27 protein-coding genes are annotated in these 24,299 nt (G+C 69.6%); 11 read left to right on the forward strand and 16 right to left on the reverse strand.

Features of this window, described 5'->3' with window-relative positions; genetic code table 11:
- Nucleotides 1-66: 66 nt before the first annotated feature.
- The 10 genes from ftsA to ACLQ7T_RS08150 form a co-directional block, all read right to left on the reverse strand.
- Nucleotides 67-1,392: a cell division protein FtsA gene (ftsA, locus tag ACLQ7T_RS08105; protein ID WP_420478959.1), complete on the reverse strand. Its 1,326-nt coding sequence runs from the start codon at nt 1,390-1,392 to the stop codon at nt 67-69.
- Between the two features lie 11 nt (nt 1,393-1,403).
- Nucleotides 1,404-2,297: a cell division protein FtsQ/DivIB gene (locus ACLQ7T_RS08110; protein ID WP_420471556.1), complete on the reverse strand. Its 894-nt coding sequence runs from the start codon at nt 2,295-2,297 to the stop codon at nt 1,404-1,406.
- Nucleotides 2,285-3,220 carry a D-alanine--D-alanine ligase gene (locus ACLQ7T_RS08115; RefSeq protein WP_420478960.1) on the reverse strand — a complete coding sequence of 312 codons (936 nt, stop codon included), beginning with the start codon at nt 3,218-3,220 and terminating at the stop codon, nt 2,285-2,287. The genes ACLQ7T_RS08110 and ACLQ7T_RS08115 overlap by 13 nt, the downstream gene beginning before the upstream one ends.
- 107 nt (nt 3,221-3,327) lie before the next feature.
- Entirely contained in the window at nt 3,328-4,233 is a 906-nt protein-coding gene (gene murB / locus ACLQ7T_RS08120; RefSeq protein ID WP_420478961.1) for a UDP-N-acetylmuramate dehydrogenase, read from the reverse strand.
- Complete coding sequence (gene murC / locus ACLQ7T_RS08125; RefSeq protein ID WP_420478962.1) at nt 4,230-5,660, reverse strand: UDP-N-acetylmuramate--L-alanine ligase; 1,431 nt, start codon at nt 5,658-5,660, stop codon at nt 4,230-4,232. Before murC ends, murB begins: the two co-directional genes overlap by 4 nt.
- 209 nt (nt 5,661-5,869) lie before the next feature.
- Nucleotides 5,870-6,535, reverse strand: coding sequence for an SMC-Scp complex subunit ScpB (gene scpB / locus ACLQ7T_RS08130; protein ID WP_420478963.1), 666 nt, complete (start codon nt 6,533-6,535; stop codon nt 5,870-5,872).
- Between the two features lie 4 nt (nt 6,536-6,539).
- Nucleotides 6,540-7,367 (reverse strand): segregation and condensation protein A, encoded by an 828-nt coding sequence (locus ACLQ7T_RS08135; protein ID WP_420471561.1) that lies wholly within the window; start codon nt 7,365-7,367, stop codon nt 6,540-6,542.
- Between the two features lie 38 nt (nt 7,368-7,405).
- Nucleotides 7,406-8,452, reverse strand: a complete 1,047-nt coding sequence (gene nagZ, locus ACLQ7T_RS08140) for a beta-N-acetylhexosaminidase (protein ID WP_420478964.1) — start codon at nt 8,450-8,452, stop codon at nt 7,406-7,408.
- Nucleotides 8,453-8,459: 7 nt separating this feature from the next.
- Nucleotides 8,460-9,197 carry an SPOR domain-containing protein gene (locus ACLQ7T_RS08145; protein WP_420478965.1) on the reverse strand — a complete coding sequence of 246 codons (738 nt, stop codon included), beginning with the start codon at nt 9,195-9,197 and terminating at the stop codon, nt 8,460-8,462.
- A gap of 75 nt (nt 9,198-9,272) precedes the next feature.
- Nucleotides 9,273-10,448, reverse strand: coding sequence for a deoxyguanosinetriphosphate triphosphohydrolase (locus tag ACLQ7T_RS08150; RefSeq protein WP_420478966.1), 1,176 nt, complete (start codon nt 10,446-10,448; stop codon nt 9,273-9,275).
- A gap of 65 nt (nt 10,449-10,513) precedes the next feature.
- Between ACLQ7T_RS08150 and erpA the strand changes: the two genes are divergently transcribed.
- The gene (erpA, locus tag ACLQ7T_RS08155) at nt 10,514-10,891 is read left to right on the forward strand and encodes an iron-sulfur cluster insertion protein ErpA (protein WP_420478967.1); all 378 of its coding nucleotides are present in this window, start codon (nt 10,514-10,516) and stop codon (nt 10,889-10,891) included.
- A 115-nt stretch (nt 10,892-11,006) separates the two neighbouring features.
- Nucleotides 11,007-12,830 (forward strand): methyl-accepting chemotaxis protein, encoded by a 1,824-nt coding sequence (locus ACLQ7T_RS08160; RefSeq protein ID WP_420478968.1) that lies wholly within the window; start codon nt 11,007-11,009, stop codon nt 12,828-12,830.
- A 93-nt stretch (nt 12,831-12,923) separates the two neighbouring features.
- On the opposite strand, the gene ACLQ7T_RS08165 is transcribed toward ACLQ7T_RS08160, so the two are convergent.
- Genes ACLQ7T_RS08165 through ACLQ7T_RS08175 form a run of 3 tightly spaced genes read right to left on the reverse strand, consistent with a single transcriptional unit; the run spans nt 12,924 to nt 16,017 of the window.
- Entirely contained in the window at nt 12,924-13,682 is a 759-nt protein-coding gene (locus ACLQ7T_RS08165; protein ID WP_420478969.1) for a 3-oxoacyl-ACP reductase, read from the reverse strand.
- On the reverse strand, nt 13,682-15,007 hold the full coding sequence (locus ACLQ7T_RS08170; protein WP_420478970.1) for a dihydroorotase: 1,326 nt from the start codon (nt 15,005-15,007) through the stop codon (nt 13,682-13,684). Before ACLQ7T_RS08170 ends, ACLQ7T_RS08165 begins: the two co-directional genes overlap by 1 nt.
- Before the next feature lie 56 nt (nt 15,008-15,063).
- Entirely contained in the window at nt 15,064-16,017 is a 954-nt protein-coding gene (locus ACLQ7T_RS08175; RefSeq protein ID WP_420478971.1) for a glycosyltransferase family 9 protein, read from the reverse strand.
- Between the two features lie 99 nt (nt 16,018-16,116).
- Here ACLQ7T_RS08175 and ACLQ7T_RS08180 point away from each other — a divergent pair, with 99 nt between their 5' ends.
- The 4 genes from ACLQ7T_RS08180 (at nt 16,117) to ACLQ7T_RS08195 (ending at nt 19,964) form a co-directional block, all read left to right on the forward strand.
- Nucleotides 16,117-16,668 carry a hypothetical protein gene (locus tag ACLQ7T_RS08180; protein WP_420478972.1) on the forward strand — a complete coding sequence of 184 codons (552 nt, stop codon included), beginning with the start codon at nt 16,117-16,119 and terminating at the stop codon, nt 16,666-16,668.
- 22 nt (nt 16,669-16,690) lie between these two features.
- Nucleotides 16,691-17,515, forward strand: a complete 825-nt coding sequence (gene ygfZ, locus ACLQ7T_RS08185; RefSeq protein WP_420478973.1) for a CAF17-like 4Fe-4S cluster assembly/insertion protein YgfZ — start codon at nt 16,691-16,693, stop codon at nt 17,513-17,515.
- Between the two features lie 74 nt (nt 17,516-17,589).
- On the forward strand, nt 17,590-18,780 hold the full coding sequence (locus ACLQ7T_RS08190) for a thiolase family protein (RefSeq protein WP_420478974.1): 1,191 nt from the start codon (nt 17,590-17,592) through the stop codon (nt 18,778-18,780).
- A gap of 206 nt (nt 18,781-18,986) precedes the next feature.
- The gene (locus ACLQ7T_RS08195; RefSeq protein WP_420478975.1) at nt 18,987-19,964 is read left to right on the forward strand and encodes an alpha/beta hydrolase; all 978 of its coding nucleotides are present in this window, start codon (nt 18,987-18,989) and stop codon (nt 19,962-19,964) included.
- Between the two features lie 4 nt (nt 19,965-19,968).
- Here the strand turns inward: ACLQ7T_RS08195 and ACLQ7T_RS08200 are convergent, their stop codons facing one another.
- Together ACLQ7T_RS08200 and ACLQ7T_RS08205 are read right to left on the reverse strand one after the other, a co-directional pair.
- On the reverse strand, nt 19,969-20,205 hold the full coding sequence (locus ACLQ7T_RS08200; RefSeq protein WP_420478976.1) for a helix-turn-helix domain-containing protein: 237 nt from the start codon (nt 20,203-20,205) through the stop codon (nt 19,969-19,971).
- On the reverse strand, nt 20,205-20,705 hold the full coding sequence (locus ACLQ7T_RS08205; RefSeq protein WP_420478977.1) for a DUF2975 domain-containing protein: 501 nt from the start codon (nt 20,703-20,705) through the stop codon (nt 20,205-20,207). Before ACLQ7T_RS08205 ends, ACLQ7T_RS08200 begins: the two co-directional genes overlap by 1 nt.
- Before the next feature lie 105 nt (nt 20,706-20,810).
- Between ACLQ7T_RS08205 and ACLQ7T_RS08210 the strand changes: the two genes are divergently transcribed.
- The 5 genes from ACLQ7T_RS08210 to ACLQ7T_RS08230 all read left to right on the forward strand — a co-directional run bounded on the left by ACLQ7T_RS08210 (nt 20,811) and on the right by ACLQ7T_RS08230 (nt 23,878).
- Nucleotides 20,811-21,743, forward strand: a complete 933-nt coding sequence (locus ACLQ7T_RS08210) for an ABC transporter ATP-binding protein (protein ID WP_420478978.1) — start codon at nt 20,811-20,813, stop codon at nt 21,741-21,743.
- Entirely contained in the window at nt 21,743-22,468 is a 726-nt protein-coding gene (locus ACLQ7T_RS08215; RefSeq protein ID WP_420478979.1) for an ABC transporter permease, read from the forward strand. Before ACLQ7T_RS08210 ends, ACLQ7T_RS08215 begins: the two co-directional genes overlap by 1 nt.
- A gap of 259 nt (nt 22,469-22,727) precedes the next feature.
- Nucleotides 22,728-23,036 carry a hypothetical protein gene (locus ACLQ7T_RS08220; protein ID WP_420478980.1) on the forward strand — a complete coding sequence of 103 codons (309 nt, stop codon included), beginning with the start codon at nt 22,728-22,730 and terminating at the stop codon, nt 23,034-23,036.
- An 87-nt stretch (nt 23,037-23,123) separates the two neighbouring features.
- Nucleotides 23,124-23,465 carry a VOC family protein gene (locus ACLQ7T_RS08225; RefSeq protein WP_420478981.1) on the forward strand — a complete coding sequence of 114 codons (342 nt, stop codon included), beginning with the start codon at nt 23,124-23,126 and terminating at the stop codon, nt 23,463-23,465.
- 5 nt (nt 23,466-23,470) lie between these two features.
- Entirely contained in the window at nt 23,471-23,878 is a 408-nt protein-coding gene (locus ACLQ7T_RS08230) for a YkgJ family cysteine cluster protein (protein ID WP_420478982.1), read from the forward strand.
- Nucleotides 23,879-23,881: 3 nt separating this feature from the next.
- Here ACLQ7T_RS08230 and ACLQ7T_RS08235 read toward each other — a convergent pair.
- A partial coding sequence (locus tag ACLQ7T_RS08235) for a hypothetical protein (RefSeq protein WP_420478983.1) occupies nt 23,882-24,299 on the reverse strand: 418 nt, incomplete at its 5' end.

Here is a 24,299-nt window from a genome sequence, read left to right on the forward strand (position 1 = left end):
CGGCGGCATAACGGCGTAAGCCTCGCCACATTGCCGCGACCGCCTGCCGGCGGGCGTTTCGCCGCCCTAAAGGTTCTCGCGCAGCCAGCCCGCCGCCCGGGCGACGAGACCGCCGGCATGGGCGCGCGGAGCGTCGGCTGCGGTAATCTGACGCGACATCAGTTTCCGCGCGGACACAGCTTCCCGCGGGCCGTAGGCCGCTCGCAGCAGGACGCCGGCCGCCGAGCAGAAAGCCGGACCGGAGGCGGCGTCGGCCAGGTGGGGCGCGCGCTGGGGCTTGCCGAGGCGCACCGGGCGGTCAAACACCCGCACCGCCATCTCGCACACGCCGTTCAGCTGGCTGGCGCCGCCGGTCAGGACAATGCCCGCGCCCGGCTCCAAGCCGACGCCGGCCGCCCGCAGGCGGTCGCGCAGCAGTTCGAGCGTCTCCTCGACCCGCGGGGCGATGACGGTCTTCAGCATGGCGCGCGGCACCACGACCGGGCTGGCCGACGGATCCTCGCCGCGCGGCGGGGCCTCCAGCATCTCGCGGTCCTCATTGGCCGAGGCCATGGCCGAGCCGTGCAGGGTCTTCAGCCGCTCGGCCCCGGCGCGCGAGGTGGACAGGCCGCGGGCGATGTCCGCCGTCACATGGTCCCCGCCGACGTTCAGCGACTCGATATGCAGCAGGCTCCGCCCGCCCCAGACCGCCGCCGAGGTGGCGCCGCCGCCCATGTCGATGCAGACGCAGCCGAGATCCATCTCATCGTCTTCCAGCGCGGCCAGCGAGGAGGCGACCGGCGCGGCGACCACGCCCTGCAGGTCCAGATGGGCCAGCTCCAGGCAGTGGCTCAGGGCGGTGAAGGCGCTTTCGGCCATCGAAACGACCAGCAGGTCCAGGCCCAGCGAATGCCCGCGCATGGAGCGCGGGTCGCGTACGCCGCGCGCGCCGTCGACCGACCAGGCGATCGGCAGGACGTGGATCGGCCGGCGGCTGGGCAGACGGATCTGGGCCAGGGCCATGGCGATGGCCCGCGCCAGATCACCGTCGCCGACCGGATTCTGGCCGAGAGAGACGCGCGACTGCACCCGGTGGCTGGCCATCTGGCCGATCGCGGTGGTCACCACGACGCCCGCGACGGGGGCCCCCGCGGCCCGTTCGGCCCGCTCGACGGCGTGGCCGATGGCCTGGGCCGCCTCATCCATGCTGATGATCCCGCCGCCACGGATGCCGCGCGACTGGACGTGCCCGGCGCCCGCGACCCGGATCGTCCGGTCCGCATGCCGCACACCCTCGGGCTTCATGATGAAGCAGCCGACCTTCGACTGGCCCAGATCGAGCGCAGCCACCACCGGGGCGCGTCCCGACGCGCCACGACCATCAACAGACTTGTCCACAGACCGCCCGGCCATCCCCTGCCCTCTTAAGCTCTACCGTTGTCGGACGAGGGCCGGACGGCGACCTCTTCCGGCGTTCTCAGATCAATGCGGGCGAAGCCCAGCTCCAGCAGCCGGCGGCGCTGGTCCATCTCGTCCAGCTGGATCAGGGCCGCGTCCTGGTTCAGCGCCGGCAGCTGGATCAGACTGCCGTCCTTCAGGCGCAGGTCCCAGCGGCGCTCATCCACGCGGACGAGGGCTTCCAGACGGTTCATCAGACGCGGACGCTGGGCGACCAGCGGCAGGATTTCGGCGGCCGCCTGTTCGGCCCCGACCCCGACGACCAGCGGCAGGTTCGGATAGCGGCCGGCGTCGGCGCCCGGGATGACCCGGCCCTTGCCGTCGATCACCTGGTTGCGCCCTGCGACCTGCCAGACCGCCATCCGGTCGTGCTCGACCACGTCCACGATCAGGGTGTTGGGCAGCAGGCGCACGACGCGCGCCGACTTGACCCAGCCCACGGCCTCGACCCGTTCGCGGACGGCGTCCAGGTCGATGGAGGTCATGGGCAGGCCGGGCTGAAGCTGCACCGCCTGCTGGATCGCCGCCGTGGCCTCGGGGCTCTCGCCCTCGATGAAGACCTTCTCGAGCTTCAGCCCCATGCCGATGACGACGCCGTCGACACCCCGACCGATCGAGGCGCCGATCCGGTCGGCGCGCGCGCCGGTGGCCAGAACCCCGGCCAGCAGGACCACGCCCGCCGCAATCGAGATGACCACCGCGCGAGGGGACAGGTCCAGACGACCGATGGCCGCCACCTTCCCGGGGATGGGAGAAGCGTTCCGGGGCGCGCGACCGCGCCCTCCGTTCCGGGGCGCCGCGCCGCGTTTTGCGGTCTGGCTCGAATTCTGTCGCCGACCGCCGCGAACTACCGCGGGCATGAGGCGTCCTCCACCATCCACCGAACAAGGTCTTTGTATTCCAGCCCGCAGTACGCGGCCTGCTCGGGAACGAGGGAGGTCGGCGTCATGCCGGGCTGGGTATTGACCTCCAAGAGGACCAGATCGTCCTTAATATCGTCATAACGGAAGTCGGATCGGCTAACGCCCCGGCAACCAAGCGCGCTGTGCGCCCGTTCGGCCTCGCGCAGCGCCCGTTCGAAGACGGCGGGCGGCAGGTCCGCGGGCAGCTTGTGGACCGACCCGCCCGGCGCATATTTGGCCTCATAGTCGTAGAAGCCCTTCACCGGCGTGATGTCGGTGACGGTCAGGGCGCGCGGACCGGAGGCCTCGCCGATCACGGTGACGCACAGCTCCTTGCCGGCGATATAGGGCTCGACCATCACCTCCTCGCCATAGGTCCAGTCGGGCGCGCCCACCTCCGCCTGGGGCTCTGCACCCTCCGGCACCAGATAGACCCCGACGGATGAGCCTTCGGCGTTGGGCTTGATCACATAGGGCGGCGGGATGACGTGGCCGCGGGCCACCGCGCGCCGGTCGAACAGGCCGCCGCCCGGCACCACGACACCCGCGGCGCGCAGCACGGCCTTGGTCTTGTCCTTGTCCATGGTCAGGGCCGAGGCCAGCAGGCCGGAGTGGGTGTAGGGGATCTGCAGCGTCTCCAGGATGCCCTGGACGCAGCCGTCCTCGCCCCATTCGCCGTGCAGGGCGTTCAGCACCACGTCCGGCTTCAGCGCGGCCAGCACCTGGGCCAGATCACGGCCCGCATCGACGCGACTGACCTTGGCCACCTGCCCCTCAAGGGCGTCCGCGCAACCCTTGCCGGAACTCAGCGACACCTCGCGCTCGGACGACAGCCCGCCCATCAGGACGGCGACGTGAAGCTCGGCTAGGGGACGGGTCATGATCGGCTCCGGGCATCGTCTTCGCCCCTCAACCGATTGCCGTGGGGACGGTTAAGAAGCCTTAACCAGAACCCCGCCCGCGCGAGATAAATTGGGGGTGAACGGGATCAGCCCGCGCGACCGATCCGCTTGATCTCCCAGTCCAGCTGGACGCCGGTCCTGGCCTTCACATCGGCGCGGACGGCTTCGCCCAGCCCCTCGATGTCCGCCGCGGTCGCCTCGCCGGGGTTGATCATGAAGTTGGAGTGGAGCTCGCTGAACATGGCCCCGCCGCCGTTCACCACGTGCAGCTTGCCGCGCCAACCCGCCTCATCGACCAGCTTCCAGGAGGAATGGCCTTCCGGGTTCTTGAAGGTCGAGCCGCCGGTCTTTTCGCGGATCGGCTGGGTGGTCTCGCGGCGACTGGTGATATCGTTGATCCTGGCCGTAACCGTCTCCGGATCGGCGGACGTGCCGCGATAGACGGCCTCGACCCAGATGATCTCATTCTCAGGCACGACCGAATGGCGGTAGGTGTAGCCGAAGTCGGCCAGCGTATAGTCCACCCGCTCTCCCGACCGGGTCAGCCCCCAGGCCGAGACCAGGACGTCCTTCGTCTCCGCGCCGTAGCAACCCGCATTCATGGTCAGGGCGCCGCCGATAGTGCCCGGAATGCCCGCATAGAACTCCAGCCCGCCGATGCCCGCTTTCGCGCTGGCCTTGGCGACCATGCTGTCCAGCGCGCCCGCGCCGGCCGTGATGGTGTCGCCCTCGGTCGTGATCTGGGCCCACGGGCGCCCCGCCAGCCGGATCACCACCCCCTCGACCCCGCCGTCGCGCACGATGACGTTCGAGCCGACGCCCAGCACGGTCACCGGCACAGCCGGATCCAGCGCCTTCAGGAAGTCGGCCAGATCATCGGCGTCCGCCGGAATGAACAGCGCATCCGCCGCCCCGCCCACCCGGAACCAGGTGTACGGCCCCAGCGGCTCGTTCAGCAGCAGCTTGCCGCGGACTTCGGGCCAGTCGCTCAAGACAGCGCCTCCAGCTGCGCCGGCAGGGCGTAGGCCCAGCTGGTGATGTCGCCGGCGCCGAGCAGGACGACCAGATCGCCCGGCTTCGCCTCTTCCTTGATCGCGCGCGGCAGGACGGCGGCGTTCTCCAGCGGCTGGACGTGACGATGGCCGAAGCGGCGGATGCCGTCGACCAGCGCATGCTTGTCCACGCCCTCGATGGGGCTTTCGCCCGCCGGATAGACGTCGGCCACGATCACGGCGTCGGCGTCCGAGAAGCAGGTGGAGAACTCCTCCATCAGGTCGCGCAGGCGGGTGTAGCGGTGCGGCTGGACCACGGCGATCACCCGCCCCTCGGCCACCTGACGGGCGGCCTTCAGAACGGCGGCGATCTCAACCGGGTGATGGCCGTAGTCGTCGATGACGCGCACGCCGTTGGCCACGCCCGTGGTGGTGAAGCGGCGTTTCACGCCTCCGAACCCGGCCAGACCGGCCTTGATCGCCTCGTCCGAGACGTCCAGCTCGCGCGCCACGGCGATGGCGGCCAAGGCGTTGGAGACGTTGTGCCAGCCGGCCATCGGCAGATGCAGGCCCGTGATGCGGATCGGCTCGTCCAGCATGGCCAAGCCCTGCTGTTGGATGACGACGTCAAAGCGGGCGCCGTCGGGGCCCATGTCGCAGTTCTCGGCGCGGACCATGGCCTGCGGGTTCAGGCCGTAGGTGACCAGACGCCGGTTATCGATGGAAGCCACGAGGCGCTGGACCTCGGGATGGTCCAGACAAACCGCCGCGAAGCCGTAGAAGGGGATGTTCTCGACGAAGTCCACGAAGGCCTTCCGCACCCCGTCGAAGTCGCCGTAGTGATCCAGATGCTCCGGGTCGATGTTGGTGACGATGGCCACCGTCGACTTCAGGCGCAGGAAGCTGCCGTCGCTCTCGTCGGCCTCGACCACGATCCAGTCGCCGTCGCCGACCTTGGCGTTGGTGCCGTAGGCGTTGATGATCCCGCCGTTGACCACCGTCGGGTCCAGACCGGCGGCGTCCAGCAGGGCCGCGACCATCGAGGTCGTCGTCGTCTTGCCGTGGGTGCCGCCCACGGCGATCGAGAACTGCAGCCGCATCAGCTCGGCCAGCATCTCGGCGCGGCGGACCAGCGGAATGCGGCGCTCGCGGGCGGCGACCATCTCGGGGTTCGAGGCCTTGACCGCGGTCGAATAGACCACCGCCGACACGCCCTCGCCCACATGGGCGGCGTCATGGCCGATGAAGATCTTCGCGCCCAGCTTCTCCAGCCGTTCGGTATTGGCCGAGGCCTTGGCGTCCGAGCCCTGCACCGAATAGCCGATCTTGAGCATGATCTCGGCGATGCCGCTCATGCCGATGCCGCCGATGCCGACGAAGTGGACGGGACCGAGGTCGAACGGAACGGGGCGAAGGCGAGCGATCATGCCTGCGGGTTAGCAGGGGTTTGGGCGGAATGCATCACCTTCGGGCAGCGAGCCCGGAAAGTGGCTAGTGGATAGTGATTAGTGGATGGCGGCGTTGCGGGCGGGTGTGGTCCTGCGCGACCGGTGGCGGCATCGAACCACCAATCACCAACCACTAATCACTTGGCAGCCCCGGCATCGCACATCCGGGCGCCACCGCCACCCAGCCCTCAGTCCTCCGACACGAAGTCCTGCGCGAACTCCGGCGAGTCTTCCTCGCCCGGCAGCAGGGGCGTTTCGTCGGCGTCGTCGCCCGAGCGGGTCGGGTCGGGCACCTCGAAGCCGACCGGGATGGAGAGGTCCAGCAGGCCGGCGGCCTTCATCTCCTGCACGCCCGGCAGGTCGTAGAGACTGGCGAGGCTGAAGTGTTCGAGGAATTTGTCCGCCGTCGCATAGGTCACCGGGCGACCGGGCGTACGGCGACGGCCCTTCAGCTTCACGAAACCCATCTCCAGCAGCAGGTCCAGCGTCCCCTTGGACAGGGAGACGCCGCGCACGCTCTCGATCTCGGCGCGGGTGCAGGGCTGGTGGTAGGCGATGATGGCCAGGGTCTCGAGCGCGGCCTTCGACAGGCGGCGCGGCTCCTCCCGCTCCTCGGTCATCATGAAGGACAGGTCGGCGGCGGTGCGGAAGCGCCAGCGGTCGGCCACGCATTCCAGCTCCACGCCCCGGTTCTGGTATCGCTCGCGCAGGGCCGAGATGGCCCCGCCCACGTCCGCCCCCTCGGGCAGGCGTCGCGCGATCTCGGCCGCCGACAGCGGTCCGGCGGCGGCGAACAGCAGCGCCTCGACGCGGCGTTCGATCTCCAGATCGTCAGGGGCGAATTGAATGCTCATCGGATCAGTTCGGGGTCAGTTCCAGCGGCAATCCCTTGCCGCGGCGCTTGAGGAAGATCTCGGCGAAGGCCTCGGCCTGTTTCACGTCCATGGCTCCCTCCTTCACCAGCTCCAGACTGGCGGACAGGGTCGAGGCTGTATAGCTGGCCTGCGTCGGCCCCTCCTCGTCCTCGTACTTCTCCGGGGCGACCCGTTTGAGCGGGGTCCACTCCTCCATGCGCGGCAGGATTTCGCGCAGCCAGTCGCGCGCGGCCTCCAGCTGGAAGGCCTCGACCCGCTGGCCGGGATTGTAGCGCCGCAGCTCCTCGCGCCGCCGCTGGGTCACATAGGCGGCCATCAGCTCATACAGGCTGGCGTCGATGCGGTCGGACGGGATGATGACCGTGGCCTCGGGGTCGCCGCGGGTGAAGACGTCGCGCTTCAGCTGCGGCCGTGACTGGATCGCCTCGACCGCCCGGCGCATGGCCTCCAGCTTCTGCAGGCGGAACGCCAGCGCGGCCGCCATCTCCTCGGCCGGGACCTCGTCCGCCTTGCCTTTCTCGTTGCGGGGCAGCAGCAGGCGCGACTTCAGATAGGCCAACCAGGACGCCATCACGAGATAGTCGGCGGCCAGCGAGAAGTTGCGGCGTCGCGCCTCGTGCACGAAGGCCAGATACTGTTCGGCCAGCCGGGTGATGGACAGCTTGAGCAGGTCCACCTTCTGGGTCCGCGCCAGCGCCAGCAACACGTGCAGCGGGCCTTCATAGCCTTCCAGATCGACCACGAAGGCGTCGCGGGTGTCGACCTGCTCGGCCGCCGCGAAATCCAGGTTGGGCTGGAAAGCGTCCGTCATGTCTTTGACCTGACGCGCCTTGCGCTGCTTGAGGTCATCTAGGCCTCCGCCACATCCGGCCCCCTGGCCGCATCGAGCCGGCCGGCGAGGACCGCATCAAAGCGATCCCGGGCCTCGCGGTAGTCCAGCGGCTCGGGTGTATCGACGATCCGGGCCAGCGCCGCCTCGGCGCGGCGTTTGGCGCCGCCCTTCAGCTTGCCGGTCCCCTCGGCCACCTGACGCATCTCCTCCAGCACGCCGTTCCAGTGGATCACCAGATCGCATCCGGCCTTCAGGGACTTCTCGGCCCGTTCCTTCAGGGTGCCGGACAGGGCGTTCATGACCAGATCATCGGACAGCAGCAGGCCGTTGAAGCCCAGCCGCTCGCGAATCATCCGGATCGCCTTCTTCGACTGGGTCGCCGGATGCTTCCGGTCGATCGCCGTGAAGACGATGTGGGCCGTCATGCCGATCGGCATGTCCGACAGGGCCTTGAACGGGGCGAAGTCCCAGCCGTCCAGCGTGTCCAGATCGGCGTGGACGGTCGGCAGTTCCTTGTGGGTGTCGGCGAAGGCCCGACCGTGCCCCGGCATGTGCTTGATCACCGGCAGCACCCCGCCGGCCAGCAGGCCCTCGGCCACCGCGCGGCCCAGCAGGGCCACCGTCTCCGGATCGCGGGCATAGGCGCGGTCGCCGATAATGTCGTGGGCGCCCGGCACCGGGACGTCGAGAACGGGGGCGCAGTCGACGTTGATCCCCACCGCCTTCAGCTCGTGCGCCATCAGACGCCCACCCAGCCGGGCCAGTTCGCGGGCCGCCGACGGGTCGTTGGTCGCCTTCAGGAAGGCGTCGCCCGGCGGATATTTCGGCCAGTGCGGCGGCCCCATCCGCTGCACGCGCCCGCCCTCCTGGTCGATCAGGACAGGCGTCCGCTCATCGCCGGCGATGCAGTCGCGCAGCTCGTCGGTCAGGGCCCGAAGCTGGTCCGGGCTGTCCACATTGCGGCGGAACAGGATGAAGCCCCACGGCCGGGCGTCGGAGAAGAAGGCGCGCTCCTCCTCCGTCAGCCGATGTCCGGCGCAGCCGTAGATCGCCGCCGAGGTCACCGGGCGATCAACGCACGATGCAGTCGCCGCCGTCGGCCTTGATGGCGCTGCACAGGGCGGTCGCCTGCTCGCGGCTCAGGCCGGTGACGGTGGTGCGATAGAGGGTCGAGCCGGACGACGAGGTCACTTCCTGCACCCGGCGGCTGGCGCCGCGGGTCAGGGCGCCGTAGCGCCCGACCACCTGGCCGTACTCGCGCTCGGCGATGGCAGGGGTCGAGAAGGCGCCGATCTGGACGCCCGACGTCCCGCCGGTGGTGGCCGGAGCCGCGGGCTCGGCCTTGGTCGGGGCCGGCGCGGGACGGGTGACGGGCGGCGCGGGCTCGGCGCGGGGCTCCGGCCGCGGCTGGACGGCCTCGGGCGGGGGCACGAAGGTCGGCGGCGTGGTCGTCGGCTCGCCGGCGGAATAGACGTCGATGCCCGCTTCCGGATCGACCGGCTGGGCGTCGACCGGCGGGTCGACCTTGATCTCGCCGACCGGCGTGCCGACGGCGGGCGGGGCCTTGTCCGGGCTGGCGGACTCCCACGGCTTCATCACCAGCACCGCGAGAATGATCGCCACCAGCACCACGACGCTGATGATCAGGGTCAGGGGCGGGGTGCGGCCGCCGCCGACGGGACCTCCGGCGCCGCCGCCGCGACGGGGATCATAGCCGCCGCGATCAAACGGCAGGTCATCCTCGGTCGGCGGGGTATAGGCGCCGCGGTCGCGACCCGGGTTCGGACGATAGGGATCTTCGTGGGACATGACCGCGCCTCTTCAGCCGGGCGCGAATCGCTCGCGCCGGCCCATTACTCTACCCGCCCCGGCCCGGCTTACGAATCACAGATCGAGGGCGAGGTCGAGGCTGAACAGCTTCTTGTGTTCCTCGATCGCATAGCGGTCGGTCATCCCCGCGATGTAGTCGCAGACGGCGCGGGCGCGCCGCGTCTCGTCGCCGTCTCGGGCGGGCCTGGACCATTCCGGCGGCATGGTTTCCGGCTCCGCCATGAACAGCTGGAACATCTCCGACAGGATACGTCGCGCCTGACTGCGGGTGCGGTTGACGCGATAGTGGCGGTACATCCGCTCGAACAGGAATTTCCGGAGCACGCCGAGATCGGCCAGCATGGCCGGCGAGAAGGCGACGAGGGTCCGCGAGGCGGTGCGCACGTGCTCGGTCGAACGGATGTCGTCGGCCTCCAGCCGCCGTCCGGTCTCGGCCAGCACGTCCTCGACCATGACTCCGATCATCCGGCGCACGGCCTCGATCCGCACCATGCGCGCATCGATATCGGGCCAGTCGGCGCGGACCCCGTGCAGCACCGGCCCGATCAGGGGCACGTCCATCAGATCGTCGAGGGTGAACAGGCCCGCCTGAACCCCGTCGTCGACGTCGTGGTTATTGTAGGCGATGTCGTCGGCGATGGCGGCGGCCTGCGCCTCCAGCGAGGCGAAGCTGTCCAGCCGCAGGTCCCAGCCCGGCGCATAGTCGGCGATGGCCTTCCAGGCCGGCTCGTCCAGCCGATGGCTGACGGGACCGTTGTGCTTGACCACGCCCTCGACGGTCTCCCAGCTCAGGTTCAGCCCGTCGAACTGTGGATACCGCTCCTCCAGCTTGGTGACGACGCGGAAGGTCTGAACGTTGTGGTCGAACCCGCCCCACTGCGCCATGCAGGCCTGAAGTTCGTCCTCGCCCGCGTGACCGAACGGCGGGTGCCCCAGATCGTGGGCCAGGGCCACCGTCTCGGCGAGGTCGGTGTCCAGCCGCAGGGCGTGCGCCAGCGACCGGGCGATCTGCGCCACCTCCAGACTGTGGGTCAGCCGGGTGCGGTAGTGATCGCCCTCGTGCGCCACGAAGACCTGGGTTTTCTCCTTCAGCCGCCGGAAGGCCGTCGCATGGATGATCCGGTCGCGGTCGCGGGCGAAGGCGTTGCGGGTGCGACTGATGGGCTCGGGCGACAGCCGTCCGCGGCTGTGCTCGGGGTATTCGGCGTAGGGCGCGCGGTCAGGGATCAAGTTCGGCTGCTCATTCGCGAGGACGGGCCTTTGCGAACGCCCGTGCGCGCCTCATATAGGCCCTTGTGAGCACCGTCCAATCCGCCCCCGCCTTCACCATCTCCGCCCCCACCGGCGGTCATGGCCTGACCCTGTCCGACAGCGCCGCCCGGCGTCTGGCGAAACTGGGCGAGATCGAGGGCCGCCCGGTCCTGCTGCGCGTGGCCGTGGACGGTGGCGGCTGCTCGGGCTTCCAGTATCGCTTCGAGCTGATCGAGGCGGGCGACGCCGACGACATCCGCATTGAAACCGCCGGGCAGTCGGCCGTGGTCGACCCCGTCTCCCTGCCCTTCCTCAAGGGCTCGGAGATCGCCTTCGTCGACGACCTCGCCGGCGCCCAGTTCGTCGTCAGGAATCCGAACGCTGCCTCAAGCTGTGGTTGCGGCGTCAGCTTTTCCATCTGATTTCAGCCGATTGCGACAGATCACCGCGTTACGGGATTTACCGTAAACGTCCGTGAACCTGCTGATCAGGGTTCCTGTGCTTGAGGGAGAGCCAGGCCCCGCGTTTCCGGCGTCCATGATCAGGTCAGACATGAAGCGCAGCTCCCTCTCGTTGTCCGCAAAGACAGCCCTCATGGTGGTCGTCGCTCTCGGCGTCCTGACAGTCTCCCTGATCAGCGTGGCCTCGGTCCTGTTGTCACGCGACGCGGCGGAACGCGCGGCCGAGCGGCAGGAAACCAATATGCGCGTCGCCTGGGACGTCCTGGCGGACTATGGCGACGGCTTCGCCGTACAGGGCGAGACCCTGATGGTCGGCGAGACGCCGCTGAACGACTTCGTCGAACCGGTCGACCGCATCAAGGCGCTGGTCGGCGGCACCGCCACGGTCTTCCGCGGCGACATGCGGGTGACGACCAATGTCGTCAAGGACGACGGATCGCGGGCGGTGGGCACCACGCTCAAGGCCGGCCCGGTCTATGACGCCGTCCTTCGCGAAGGGAAGCCGTATCGCGGCAGCGCCGACATTCTCGGCAAGCCCTATTTCGTCGCCTACGACCCGATCAAGAACGCCGCCGGTCAGACCGTGGGCGTGCTCTACGTCGGCGTGCCGAAGGCGGACTTCCTCGCCTCCGTGAACCACGTCATGCTGGCGCTGTTCATCTGCGGCTCGGTGGTCGCCCTGCTGGTGCTGGGCGTCTGCCTGTGGCTGTCGCGCCGGATGTTCTCGCCGCTGAAGGCCCTGTGCGATCGCATGGAGCGCCTGCGTCAGGGCGACACCGATTTCGAGGCCCCCTGGGCCGCGCGCGGCGACGACATCGGCCACATCGCCCGCGCGGTCCTGGCGTTCCGTGACGCCGCCGTCCGTCAGCGCGAGGTCGAGGGTGAGGCTGAAGGCATGCGCGAGACCGCCCGCCAGTCCCGCATCGCCTCGGAAGCCGAGCGCGCCCGGCTGGCCGAAGAGGACGCCATTGTCGTGGAAGCCCTGGGCAAGGGGCTGTCGGCGCTGGCGCAGGGAGACCTGACCCACCGCATCGACGCGACCTTCGCCGCCCGCAGCCGACAACTGAAGGAAGACTACAACGCCGCCATGGACGCCCTGTCGACGACCATGGGCGAGATCATCGTCCTGACCGGCGCCATGCGCTCGGGCACGGCCGAGGTCAGCACCGCCACCGACGACCTGTCGCGCCGCACCGAGCGTCAGGCCGCCGCGCTGGAGGAGACCGCCGCCGCCCTGGACGAGATCACCGTCACCGTGAAGAAGACCGCCGAGGGCGCCCGCGCCGCCGCCAACATCACCGACGAGGCCCAGAAGGGCGGCGCCGAGCGTGAGCGGATCATCGCCGACACCACGGCCGCCATGGAGCAGATCGAAAGCACCTCGGGCCGGATCGGCGAGATCATCGGGGTCATCGACGAGATCGCCTTCCAGACCAATCTGCTGGCCCTGAACGCCGGGGTCGAGGCCGCTCGCGCCGGCGAGGCCGGTCGCGGCTTCGCGGTCGTGGCCTCTGAAGTGCGGGCCCTGGCCCAGCGCTCGGCCGACGCGGCCAGGGAGATCAAGGAGCTGATCGCCGCCTCCAGCGCCAGCGTCGGCGAGGGTGCGCGCCTGGTTTCCCGGACCGGCGGCGCCCTGACCGCCCTGATCGGCCAGGTGGCCCGGATCAATGAACTGGCCGGCGAGATCGCCGCCTCCGCCAATGAGCAGGCCGTGGGGCTGGTCGAGGTCAACACCGCCGTCAACCAGATGGACCAGACCACCCAGCAGAACGCCGCCATGGTCGAGCAGACCACCGCCGCAAACCAGGCCCTGAGCCATGAGGCCGAGCAGCTGGCCGCCCTGATCCAGCGCTTCCGCATCGCCGGGGGCGGCGCGCAGTCAATGGCGCGGGCGGCGTAAACCGGGCCACGGAAATCAGCCCGGGATTTCCGGAAACATAGCAAGCGAGCCGCGGCCCGGATGACTGTTGCCCCAGTCTCCGGGCCGTTTTCGTCAGTCCCTGACCAGCCCGCCGTCCACGACGAGGTTCTGGCCCGTCACCGCGCGGCTCCAGGGCGAGGCGAAGAATAGGACGGCGTCCGCGAACTCTTCCGGCGTCGTGACCGAGCGCAGCGGGGTCATGCCGGCGATCAGGTCGAAGACGGCGTCCGGGGTCGCGCGGCTGGCGTCGGTGGTGCGCAGCAGACCGCCCGAAACCATGTTGACCGTGATCCCCTGCGGGCCGAGGTCGGCCGCCGCCGTGCGGGTCAGGCTGAGCAGGGCGGCCTTGGCGGCGGTGTAGTCGTGGTAGGGCACGACCGGGTTCTGGAACAGGTTGGTGCCGATGTTGACCACCCGGCCGAAGCCGTTGGCGGCCATGGCCGGCGTGGCCGCCTGGATGACGTTCAGCGCCCCGCGCACGACGGTGGTGAACTGATCGTCGATCTCGGACCAGTCCAGGTCCTCGAACTTGGACCGGGCGTCGCCGTTGAAGCTGTAGTCCAGCGCATTGTTGACCACGGTGGTGACCGGGGCGCCGAAGACGTCCTCGGCCATGGCGACCATTTCGTACACCGCCTCGCGGTCGGTGACGTCGGCGCGGAAAGCGACGGCCTGCTCCGGGAACTCGTCAACGAGCTCGCGGGCGGCGTCCTCGCTGGCGCGGAAATTGATGACCACGCGCGCGCCTTCACGGGCGAAGGCGCGGATCACGGCGGCGCCGACGCCGCGCGCCCCGCCGGTGACGAGGACGATCTGTTCCGAGAGTTGCATCAGGCGAGGGTCTCCTGGAAGCGGACGGGGCGGCCGTGGGCGGTTCCCTGCAGTTCGCCGTCGCGCATGACGATGCGGCCGCGCACGATGGTGGCCATGGCCTTGCCGGTGGCCTCGAAGCCGTCGAACGGAGTCCAGCCCGAGCGGGTGGCCATGTCCTCGTGCTTCAGCACGTGCTTCTTCTTGAGGTCGACGATGGTCAGGTCGCCGTCGTAGCCCTCGGCCATCCGGCCCTTGCCGGCGATGCCGAAGACGCGATTGGCGCCGTGACTGGTCAGGTCGATGAAGCGGTCCAGCGTCAGGCGGCCGTTGGCGACGTGGGTCAGCATGACCGGCACCAGCGTCTGCACCCCCGGCATGCCCGACGGCGAGGCCGGATACGGACGGGCCTTCTCCTCCAGCGTATGCGGGGCGTGGTCCGAGCCCAGCACGTCGGCGACGCCCTGCTCCACCCCGCGCCACAGGCCGGCGATGTGATAGTTGTTGCGGATCGGCGGGTTCATCTGGGCCAGACCCTTCAGGCGGTCATAGGCCTCGTCCCCGTCCAGCGTCAGGTGCTGGGGCGTGACCTCGACGGTGGCCACGTCCTTGTGCCCGGCCAGGAACTCGATCTCCTCCGCCGTGGTGACGTGCAGCACGTGGATGCGGGCGCCGGTCTCCTTCGCCAGCCCGACCAGGCGGCGGGTCGACATGATGGCGCTCTCGGGGTCGCGAACCTCCGGGTGGCTGGTCCAGTCGCCGGTGCGGGCCAGCGGGCGACGCTCGACCAGGCGGTATTCATCCTCGGAGTGGAAGGTGGCGCGACGCTTCACATGGCGCAGCACCTCGCGCACGCCGTCGTCATCGGCCACCAGAAGGGTGCCGGTCGAGGCGCCCATGAAGACCTTGACCCCACAGCAGCCCGGCAGGCGCTCCAGCTCGCCGAGGAAGCGGGCGTTCTCGTGGGTGCCGCCGATGTAGAAGGCGTGGTCGGTCCACATGCGGTCGCGGGCGCGGGCCAGCTTGTCTTCCAGCGTGACCGGATCGGTGGTGTTCGGCTCGGTGTTCGGCATTTCGAACACGGCGGTGACGCCGCCCAGAGCGGCCGCGCGCGATCCGGTCTCCAGATCTTCCTTCCACTCCAGACCCGGCTCGCGGAAATGGACCTGGGTGTCGATGACGCCGGGCAGGACCGTCAGCCCCGTGGCGTCGAACACCTCGCCCGCCGAGGCCTGCGACAGGTCTCCGATGAAGGCGATCTTGCCGTCGATGATGCCGACGTCGGCGAGGCCGCGTCCGGCGTGATTGGCGACTTCGCCGCCGCGAACGATCAGGTCGTAGGTCATGGCCGGTCTGAATAGTCGGAAACGGGGCCGATGGCAGGGGGCGGGCGGGAAAAAAGCTAGCCCGCCCGCCCGACCAGCAGCTTCTTTGCGGCCTTCAGCACGCGGTCGGCGGGGACCTCGTTCATGTGCAGGATGGCCTGGTTGAGGGCGGGGTCTATCTTGCGGAACTCGTCGACCGAGCGGGGGCCGCGCACGACGACGCCGCCCCACGGGCCGCGCACCGTCTCGTCCGAAGGGCCGTAGGCGGCCACGACCGGCGCGCCCGCGGCCACGGCCAGCTGGGTCCACAGGGAGTCGCCGCCCAGATAGAGCTTCGCCCGCTCCAGCACCGCCAGCGCCTGCAACGGCGTCAGCCGGCCCGGCAGTTCGGTGGTGCGGTGGCGCGGCATGGCCAGGCGGATGGTGTGGCCCGCGTCCTTGTCCTTTTCCTCGCCCAGCACCACGACGCGGCCGCCGGCCAGCGGGCCGTCATTGGTCAGGGTCGAAGCGAGGGTCGCATAGCGTTCCGACGGCCACTCCCGGCCCACCCAGGCGGCGCCCGGCGCGATGACCAGCAGGGGCGCGTCGTCCTGCGGCAGCAGGGCGTCGACCGAGGCGCGGGTGGCGTCCGAGACGAACAGTTTCGGCGGCGGAACCTCATCCAGCTGCAGCACGCGGGCGGCCAGCTCGACCTTGTGGACGCCCGGCTCGTCCTTGCCGCGCACGGCCCGCTTCTGGCGGCTGAGCTTGCCCGAGAAGGTGGTGCCGCGCATGTCGACGACCAGCCCCCACTTGATCGCCCGCACCTGGTTCCACAGGCCCAGCCAGTCGAGGCGGCCCTCCTTCTCCAGCACGATCAGCTTGTCGAGCCGGGGCGTGTCCGCGAACAGGGGCGCGCTCTGCGGCGAGCCGACCACGGTGAAGCTCGCCTGCGGCATGGCCTCGACCAGATAGGCCAGGACGCCCGACGACATCACGGCGTCTTCCGCGCCGGCCTCGGCGATGTAGAGAATGGGGAAACGGCCCGCCATGACGCGGTTGTATACGGATTCTCGTCCCGTCATCGGGACATGACGCGGCGGACGCAGCAAGCTGTGGACGGACGAAGGTTTTCCGGCGAGGAGGTCCGCATGACCCTTCCCCTTCTGCCCGGCCGCGAGTGCGGCGGCTGCGTCGAGTGCTGCCGGGTGATCCCGCTGGACCTGCCTGAACTGGCCAAACCGACGGGCGAGCTGTGCGGCTATTGCGTCAACGGGGCGGGCTGTTCGGTGCACGCCATCCGCCCGCAGACCTGCCGGGTGTGGTTCTGCCTGTGGCGGGTGATCGAACTGGGCGACGACTGGCGACCGGACCGCAGCGGGATCATCGTCAGGCCGGACGGCATCGATGAGGGGGTGATCACCCTGTTCGTCATCCGCCGCAGCGACTTCCTGGGGTCGGAGGACTTCTTCGCGGTGGTCGCCGGCTGGCTGGCCGAGGGAATCGAGGTGGCGCTGAGCGTGCCGGGGCCGGTCGGGACCTATCCGGCGCGCGCGGTGGTGACGGAGTGGCTGCGCCCGGCGGTCGAGGCCGGCGATCCAGCGGCCTTCGTGGACCGCGTCGTTCGCTCACTGGACAAGCTGGAGCAGCACGACTGGCAAGCTGACGGGATCACGGCGCGGTATGCGGTGGGGGAGCAGTAGCCCTCTCCCATCAGGAGAGGGGATGACCTATCTACCGGCCATGACCACCCGTATCGCCCGCCTGACCTCCCGCGCCCTGATCCGGGTCGGCGGGCCTGATGCCCGGCCCTTCCTGCACAATCTGCTGACGCAGGATGTGGAGACGCTGGCGGAGGGCGAGTTGCGGTTCGGCGCCCTGCTGTCCCCGCCCGGGCGGCTGCTGTTCGACCTGTTCCTCTTCGGCGAGGCGGACGGCGTGCTGCTGGACGTGGCGGCGGAGCGGCGGGAGGCGCTGATCCAGCGACTGTCGATGTACAAGCTCCGTTCAGCAGTCACCGTCGAGGCCGACGGGCGCCCCATCTTCGTCGGCTGGAACGGCGCGGTCGAGGGCTTCGCCGTCGATCCGCGCGAGCCGGCGCTGGGCGGGCGGCGCTATGGCGGCGAGGTCGGGGTCAACGCCACCGAGGACGACTGGCAGGCCCACCGGCTGAGCGTCGGCGCGCCTGATCCGACGGCGGATGCGCCCGCCGACAAGACCTATCCGATCGAGGCTAATTTCGACCTGCTGAACGGCATCGACTTCCGGAAGGGATGCTTCATCGGCCAAGAGACGACCTCGCGCATGAAGCGGCGGGGCACGATCAAGAACCGGATGATGCCGCTGGAATTCGATGGCCCGACTCCGGCCTTCGGCGCGGAAATCCTGAACGGAGACCTGCGCGCCGGAGAGGTGCTGAGCGGGCGCGACGGGATCGCGATGGCGCTGGTGCGGGTCGACCGGCTGGACGGCCAGCTGACCGTGGACGGACGCCCGGTGAGCGTGCGCCGCCCCGGCTGGATTCCGGAACTCGCCCCCACGGCAGAGTGATCTGCGATCACCATCAAGCCGCTTGCGTCGGACGACGAAAGCGACGATTGGGCCGCCAAACGTTTTTATAAAGGATGCTCTCGATGTCCGATCCGGTCGTCATCTGTTCCTTCGCCCGCACCCCCATGGGCGGCTTCCAGGGCGCGCTGTCCGGCGTGAAGGCGACCGAGCTGGGCGCCGTCGCGGTCAAGGCCGCCGTCGAGCGCGCGGGCGTCGCGCCCGAGAAGGTCGAGCAGATCTACATGGGCTGCGTCCTGCCCGCCGGTCTGGGTCAGGCCCCGGCCCGTCAGGCGGCGCTGGGCGCGGGCCTCGGCCAGCACGTCGAGGCGACGACCGTGAACAAGATGTGCGGCTCGGGCCTGCAGGCGGTGATGATGGCCGCCGACGCCATCAAGGCCGGGTCGGCCGACATCATCGTGGCGGGCGGCATGGAGTCGATGACCGGCGCCCCCTATCTGATGAACAAGCACCGCGGCGGCGCCCGCATCGGCCATGACGTCATCGTCGACTCGATGATGATGGACGGCCTGGAGGACGCCTATCAGCCCGGCAAGCCGATGGGCTCCTTCGCCCAGGACACGGCCAATGAGTACCAGTTCACCCGCGAGGATCAGGACGCCTACGCCATCGAGAGCCTGAACCGCGCCAATGCGGCGGTCACGGGCGGCGCCTTCGGCGGCGAGGTGGTTCCGGTCGAGGTGCAGTCGCGCAAGGGGCCGGTCACGGTCAGCGAGGACGAACAGCCCGCCAAGGCCGATCCGTCCAAGATCCCCAACCTGAAACCCGCCTTTGCCAAGGACGGCACCATCACCGCCGCCTCCTCGGCCTCGATCTCGGACGGCGCCGCCGCCCTGGTCGTGACCCGCGAGAGCGTCGCCCGCGCCCTCGGTATGCCGGTGCTCGCCCGCATCGTCGGCCAGGCCGCCCACGCCCATGAGCCGGCCAAATTCACCACCGCCCCGGTCCCCGCCATGCAGAAGGCGCTGGCCAAGGCCGGCTGGTCGGTCGAGGACGTGGATCTGTGGGAGGTCAACGAGGCCTTCGCCGTGGTGCCGATGATCGCCATGCGCGAGCTGGGCATTTCGCACGACAAGCTGAATGTGAATGGCGGCGCGACGGCGCTGGGCCATCCCATCGGCGCCTCGGGCGCGCGAGTGCTGGCCACCCTGCTGGCGGCGCTGCAGGCGCGTGGCGGGACCAAGGGCGTGGCCAGCCTGTGCATCGGCGGCGGCGAAGCCGTGGCGATGGCGGTGGAGCTGGCTTGAGTTTCCTTCTCCCCTCGAGGGAGAAGGTGGCTCGCGAAGCGAGACGGACGAGGGGGAAGTCGGCGACGGCTTCCCTCTTTCCAATTCAGGCGCGGATAGAGCCCCCTCATCCGGCCCTCCGGGCCACCTTCTCCCTCGAGGGGAGAAGGAAGCGCGCTTGCTGATCCAGCCATCTTCGCCCTAGCCTCCCCTTCGGAGGCATCCCCATGATCACCACCCGCAGAGGCGCGCTCGGCCTGGCCGCAGCCGCCGCGACGCCCCTCCCGGCGCTCGCCATGACACCGGTGTCGCAGACGCTCGCGCCGCCCGACCCGACCGAGACGATCCGCCTGTGGCCCGGCGCGGCGCCCGGCCGCGAGCGGGTCACGGTCACGCCGGTGGTCACCGAGCGCTCGACAGACCCAAGCTTCCATGACCGCTTCGCCCGCTACACCACCGATCCGATCCTGACCGTCCTGCGGCCGGAGCGGCCGAACGGGGCCAGCCTGCTGCTGATCCCCGGCGGGGGCTACAAATGGGCGGTGGTGGACAAGGAGGGGCTGGACTGCGCGCGGGTGTTCGCGGCCGCCGGGATCACCTGTTTCGTCCTGCGCTATCGCCTGCCCGGCGACGGCTGGGCGGCGGGACCGGACGCGCCCTTGCAGGATGCCCAGCGCGCCTTGCGGATCGTCCGCGCCCGGGCCGCCGCAGACGGTCTGGACCCGGCGCGGGTGGCGGTGCTGGGCGCCTCCGCGGGCGGGCATCTGGCCGGGATGCTGACGGCGCGGACGGATGACACCTATGCACCGGTCGACGGCATCGACGCCGTCTCGATGCGGCCCGACCTGTCGATCCTGCTCTATCCGGTCGCGACCATGAGCGATCCGCACGTCCACGCGGGCTCACGCAAGGAGATGCTGGGCGAGACGCCGTCGGCGGAGGCGATCACGCGCTATTCGCTGGAGCGGATGGACTGGACCGGCCGCCCGCCGGTCTTCCTGCTGCACGCCATGGATGACGAGGCCGTGCCGGTCGAGAACAGCCTGTCGCTGCTGCCGGCGATCCGCGCCGCGGGCGTGCCGGTCGAGGCGCACCTGTTCCAGGAGGGCGGCCACGGGTTCGGCATCCGGCTGATCGCGGGCAAGCCGGCGGCGGTCTGGCCGGAACTGGTGCTGCGGTGGGGGCAGAGGCTGGGGTGGGTCTAGCGCCCTACTCCTCCTCATCCCCCAGCAGGTCCGCCGCGTCGAACTCGTAGTCCAGCAGGTCGCCCGGCCTGCAGTCCAGCGCGGCGCACAGCTTCGCCAGCGTCCGGAAGCGGATGCCCTTCACCTTGCCGGAGCGGAACAGGGACAGCTGGGTCTCGCTGAGGCCGACCTGTTGCGCCAGGTCGCGGGCCTTCAGGCCCTTGCTCACAATAAGCTGGTCGAGAGTGACGCGAATGGGCATCAGATCATTTCATCGAGTTCGGCCTGGACGCGGCCCGCCTGTTCGATCACCCGACCGAGCAGGAACAGGGCGCCGCCGATCATGCCGAGCGTCATGCCCGAGACGTCGAAATAGGCCCATCCGCCGGCCCCGCCCTTGATCAGGCGCAAAAGGTTGGTGATCCCGAACACGCTCAACAGACCGCCGAAGCCGAGGGCCAGGCCGACCCGGCGCAGGGCGCCGGCCAGCACCGGCTGGATCAGCCGGCCCTTCGCCAACTGGCCCATGGCCGACCCGATCGACCACACCGCGAACAGATAGAAGAGCTGCGGCAACGCCCGGATCACCTCGGCCAGCCAGAGGTCGGTGAAGGCCGACGGTCCGCCCCGTGTCAGGAACACCACCGGCGACACGACGAACATCAGGGCCAGCAGGGCCCCGACACTACAGACCATGAAGATCGCCAGCCAGTTGAACTGGCGGCACATCAGGCGAAAGCGGTCGGTCTCGGTCTGGCTCACGGGTCGCTCCGGCGGGGGTGGAAACCTGTCCTGTCTTTAATCTTGACTTAAAGACGCGTGCTTCGCAACTTTAAATCCGACTTAAACGAAATCGAGAGCGCCGACATGGCCGCCGCCATCCAGACCCACGGACTCACACGCCGCTTCGGACGAACTCCGGCGGTCGACGGCGTGTCGATGATGGTGCCTGACAAGGCCGTCTACGGCTTTCTGGGCCGCAACGGCGCGGGCAAGACGACGACGCTGAAGATGCTGCTGGGTCTGATCGCCCCGACATCGGGACAGGCGCTGATCGACGGGATCGACGTGGCGCGCGACCGCCAGGGCGCGGCGCGGCGGGTCGGGGCGCTGCTGGAGGCGCACGGCTTCTACGGCAATCTGTCGGGGCGGGAGAACCTGGACCTGACCCGCACCCTGCTGGGCTTGCCGAAGACCGAGATCGACCGGGTGCTGGAGGTGGTCGAGATGACTGCCGATGCGAACCGCCGGGTCAGCGACTACTCCCTGGGCATGCGGCAGCGGCTGGGCCTGGCCCGCGCCATGCTGGGCGCGCCGCCGGTGCTGATCCTTGACGAGCCGACCAATGGACTGGACCCGGACGGCATCGCCGACATGCGCCGCTTCCTGCGCGCCCTGCCCGAGCGGACCGGCGCCACGGTCCTGCTGTCCAGCCACCTGCTGGGCGAAATCGAACAGACCGCCACCCACGTCGGCATCCTGAGCCAGGGCCGGCTGGTGCTGGAGGGTGCGCTCGGCCGGCTGAGGGCCGATCTGGCCCCCGAGATCGCCTTCCAGACCGATGACCAGACCCGCGCGGCGGCCCTGGCGACCGCGCGCGGCTTCACCCTCGACCGTACGGAGGACGAGGCCGTGGCCCGGCTGAAGCCCGGCGAGGACGCCCGCGCCGCCGCGGCCGCCCTGAACCGCGCCCTGATCGAGGCCGGACTGAACGTCTTCGCCATCGGACCCCGCGCCCGCTCGCTGGAAGGCATCTACCGCGACGTGTCCCCACCCAAGCCTGAGCCGGAGGCCGCCTGATGCTGACCGTTCTTTCCGTCGAGGCCCGCAAGCTGAACCGCTCGCTGGCCGCCCTGCTGGCCGTCGCCGCCCCGTCGCTGATCGCGATCTTCCAGTTCTTCAACGTCATGCGCGGCAAGGCGCCCATGCCCTGGGAGATGTGGATGGCCGGCTCGGGCGCCATCTGGGCCTTCTTCATGCTGCCCATGAGCGTGACCGCCCTGACCGCCCTGGTGGCGCACATGGAGCATGGCCCGAAGAGCTGGGACCACCTGCGCGCCCTGCCCCTGGCCCGCTGGAAAATCTACGCCGCCAAGGCCATCTGCATCCTGGCCGTGGTGGCGGCGATGAGCGTGGCGGTGCTGGTCTTCAGTTGGCTGGCGGTCCGGCTGGCCGTCGCCCTGCGGCCGGAACTCGAACCGACCGGCACGCCCGATCTGGCCCGGCACGCCGGAACCCTGGGCCTGATGCTCTGCGCCGCCCTGTTGATGGTGGCGATCCAGCTGTGGACGGCCCTGCGCTACGCCAGCTTCGTGCCGGGGCTGGTCGTCGGGATCGGCGGCACCTTCTTCGCGGTCGTCGCCACCTCGGCGAAGGCCGGCGTCTTCCTGCCCTGGCAGATGCCGGTGAACATGCTGTCCTCAGAACCTTGGCGCGTGACCACCGCGCTGGGGCTGGGCGGCGGTGTCGGTCTGCTGGCGCTGATCACCCTGACCCTGCACCTTTCGCGGCGCGAGGTGCTGTGATCGCGGCGCGGCGTCCGCCTGCATGAGGCGGGTCAGCGAAGCCTGTCCTGTGGTCAGTACGATCATCGGGCCAGTCCTGCGATTGCGAACGATTTGCAGGTTCGCGCGGATTCCATCGGCTGGCAAGCGCCGCGGTGGAAAAAGCCCGATCACAGCTTCGCGCCCACTTTCGCAGGGGCCTCATTCGTGGCGCTGGCATCGAAGGGGATGAGGCGCCTATGGTCGAGCCTCTTATGACGGAGCCAAGACGAAGCGCGGCATGGGCCTGTTCAACAACCTGATGATCGAGACGGCTTCCGGGCCGGTCGAAGTGCAGTTCAAATGGGGCTTTGTGCGACTGCTCGACTACAAGATCGGCGACACGCTCAAGTGGTTCGACTTCCCCAAGCCAGACTGCACCCCCGGCCGCGTGGAGATCAGTGGGATCGGCGTGCATCGATCCGGGGATCCCGATACGCGGACGTTCTCGTACTACAGGGTCATCATCGAGAACGACATTCTCACAGGCTGCGAGCCGATCCCTGAAACCGAATGGCTGGCCATGAAGGACCCGAGCTTCAGGGATTGATCCGGAGTGGTGACAGCCCCTTCCGGCGGGAAGCGCCGCGTGTCACAGAGGATGCCGGATGGCGTTCCTCAAACAGGCTGAGAAGACATGCGTGAAGACGGAAAGCTGGACTATCTCGAGCTGCCGGGCGGCGACCTGCCGACGGTGAAGACGTTTTACGGCGCGGCCTTCGGCTGGACCTTCGTGGACTACGGCCCGTCCTACGCGGCCTTCAACGAGGGGCTGGACGGCGGCTTTGACGGCGACTCCGCCGAGGCGACGAAGACACCCCTGCCCGTCCTCTACGCCCGCGACCTCGACGCCATGCTGGCCAAGGTCGAAGCGGCGGGCGGCGTGGTCGTGAAACCGATCTTCGACTTCCCCGGCGGACGCCGCTTCCACTTCCGCGACCCGGCCGGGAACGAACTGGCCGTCTGGTCGGAGACCTGACGGACTTGAGCAAGTCCTGCGGCGACTGCGGCCTGTGCTGCAAGCTGATGGGGGTGACGGCGCTGAACAAGCCCGCCGGCAAGTGGTGCCGTCACTTCAGCAAGTCGCGGGGCTGCGCCGTCTATGAGGACCGCCCCGACGACTGCCGGGTGTTCAACTGCCTGTGGCTGCTGACCGAGGCGCTGGACGACGACTGGAAGCCGTCGCAGGCGGGCTTCGTCCTGCACAGCGAACAGGGCGGCGCGCGGCTGATCGTCGAATGCGATGCGACGCGGCCGCACGACTGGCGGCGCGAGCCCTATCAGGCGACCCTGCGCCGCTGGGCCGCCGCGCCGGGTCAGGAGGTTCTGGTCTTCGCCGGGACGCGCGGGATCCGGCTGGGCCCGACCGACACGCCGGTGCGACGGGCCTGACGTCTATCGCACGTCGACCGACTGGGCGATCTGCTCGGCCAGGGCCCGGTCGGCGCCCTCAAGGCTCATGGTCCAGATGTGCACCTCGCGCGGCGCCGTGGCCCGCTGGAAGAGGTGCTCCATCGCGTGGCGCTGGCCGTCCTCGGTCGCGATCACGCTCAGGCGTCCGCCCGCCTCGATCTGCTGCCCGGAGTAGATCGGGAACTGCGAGGCCGGACCGACATAGACCATGACGAACGAGTGCTCGCCGCGACGGATCGTATAGATTTTGAAATCCGGCCCCGGACGGCCGGTGACGATCTGGAAGCCCGGCGGCAGTTCGACCGTGAACGGCAGGGCCGCGCGGGCGGCGGCGTCCAGCACGGTGACGGTCGAGACGCCGGGCGCGGGCGGCGGCGGGGCCGGTTCGGCGGCGGGCGCC

The sequence above is a fragment of the Brevundimonas sediminis genome (genome assembly GCF_048799765.1).
In the GTDB taxonomy this organism is placed as follows: Bacteria; Pseudomonadota; Alphaproteobacteria; order Caulobacterales; family Caulobacteraceae; genus Brevundimonas.

Bases quoted from the DNA above. Each gene is read 5' to 3' on its own strand.
- ftsA (WP_420478959.1), bottom strand. From the start codon at position 1,392: ATGGCCGGGCGGTCTGTGGACAAGTCTGTTGATGGTCGTGGCGCGTCG.
- ACLQ7T_RS08110 (WP_420471556.1), bottom strand. From the start codon at position 2,297: ATGCCCGCGGTAGTTCGCGGCGGTCGGCGACAGAATTCGAGCCAGACC.
- ACLQ7T_RS08115 (WP_420478960.1), bottom strand. From the start codon at position 3,220: ATGACCCGTCCCCTAGCCGAGCTTCACGTCGCCGTCCTGATGGGCGGG.
- murC (WP_420478962.1), bottom strand. From the start codon at position 5,660: ATGATCGCTCGCCTTCGCCCCGTTCCGTTCGACCTCGGTCCCGTCCAC.
- scpB (WP_420478963.1), bottom strand. From the start codon at position 6,535: ATGAGCATTCAATTCGCCCCTGACGATCTGGAGATCGAACGCCGCGTC.
- ACLQ7T_RS08135 (WP_420471561.1), bottom strand. From the start codon at position 7,367: ATGACGGACGCTTTCCAGCCCAACCTGGATTTCGCGGCGGCCGAGCAG.
- ACLQ7T_RS08145 (WP_420478965.1), bottom strand. From the start codon at position 9,197: ATGTCCCACGAAGATCCCTATCGTCCGAACCCGGGTCGCGACCGCGGC.
- ACLQ7T_RS08160 (WP_420478968.1), top strand. From the start codon at position 11,007: ATGATCAGGTCAGACATGAAGCGCAGCTCCCTCTCGTTGTCCGCAAAG.
- ACLQ7T_RS08165 (WP_420478969.1), bottom strand. From the start codon at position 13,682: ATGCAACTCTCGGAACAGATCGTCCTCGTCACCGGCGGGGCGCGCGGC.
- ACLQ7T_RS08170 (WP_420478970.1), bottom strand. From the start codon at position 15,007: ATGACCTACGACCTGATCGTTCGCGGCGGCGAAGTCGCCAATCACGCC.
- ACLQ7T_RS08175 (WP_420478971.1), bottom strand. From the start codon at position 16,017: ATGGCGGGCCGTTTCCCCATTCTCTACATCGCCGAGGCCGGCGCGGAA.
- ACLQ7T_RS08180 (WP_420478972.1), top strand. From the start codon at position 16,117: ATGACCCTTCCCCTTCTGCCCGGCCGCGAGTGCGGCGGCTGCGTCGAG.
- ygfZ (WP_420478973.1), top strand. From the start codon at position 16,691: ATGACCTATCTACCGGCCATGACCACCCGTATCGCCCGCCTGACCTCC.
- ACLQ7T_RS08190 (WP_420478974.1), top strand. From the start codon at position 17,590: ATGCTCTCGATGTCCGATCCGGTCGTCATCTGTTCCTTCGCCCGCACC.
- ACLQ7T_RS08195 (WP_420478975.1), top strand. From the start codon at position 18,987: ATGATCACCACCCGCAGAGGCGCGCTCGGCCTGGCCGCAGCCGCCGCG.
- ACLQ7T_RS08200 (WP_420478976.1), bottom strand. From the start codon at position 20,205: ATGCCCATTCGCGTCACTCTCGACCAGCTTATTGTGAGCAAGGGCCTG.
- ACLQ7T_RS08210 (WP_420478978.1), top strand. From the start codon at position 20,811: ATGGCCGCCGCCATCCAGACCCACGGACTCACACGCCGCTTCGGACGA.
- ACLQ7T_RS08215 (WP_420478979.1), top strand. From the start codon at position 21,743: ATGCTGACCGTTCTTTCCGTCGAGGCCCGCAAGCTGAACCGCTCGCTG.
- ACLQ7T_RS08220 (WP_420478980.1), top strand. From the start codon at position 22,728: ATGGGCCTGTTCAACAACCTGATGATCGAGACGGCTTCCGGGCCGGTC.
- ACLQ7T_RS08225 (WP_420478981.1), top strand. From the start codon at position 23,124: ATGCGTGAAGACGGAAAGCTGGACTATCTCGAGCTGCCGGGCGGCGAC.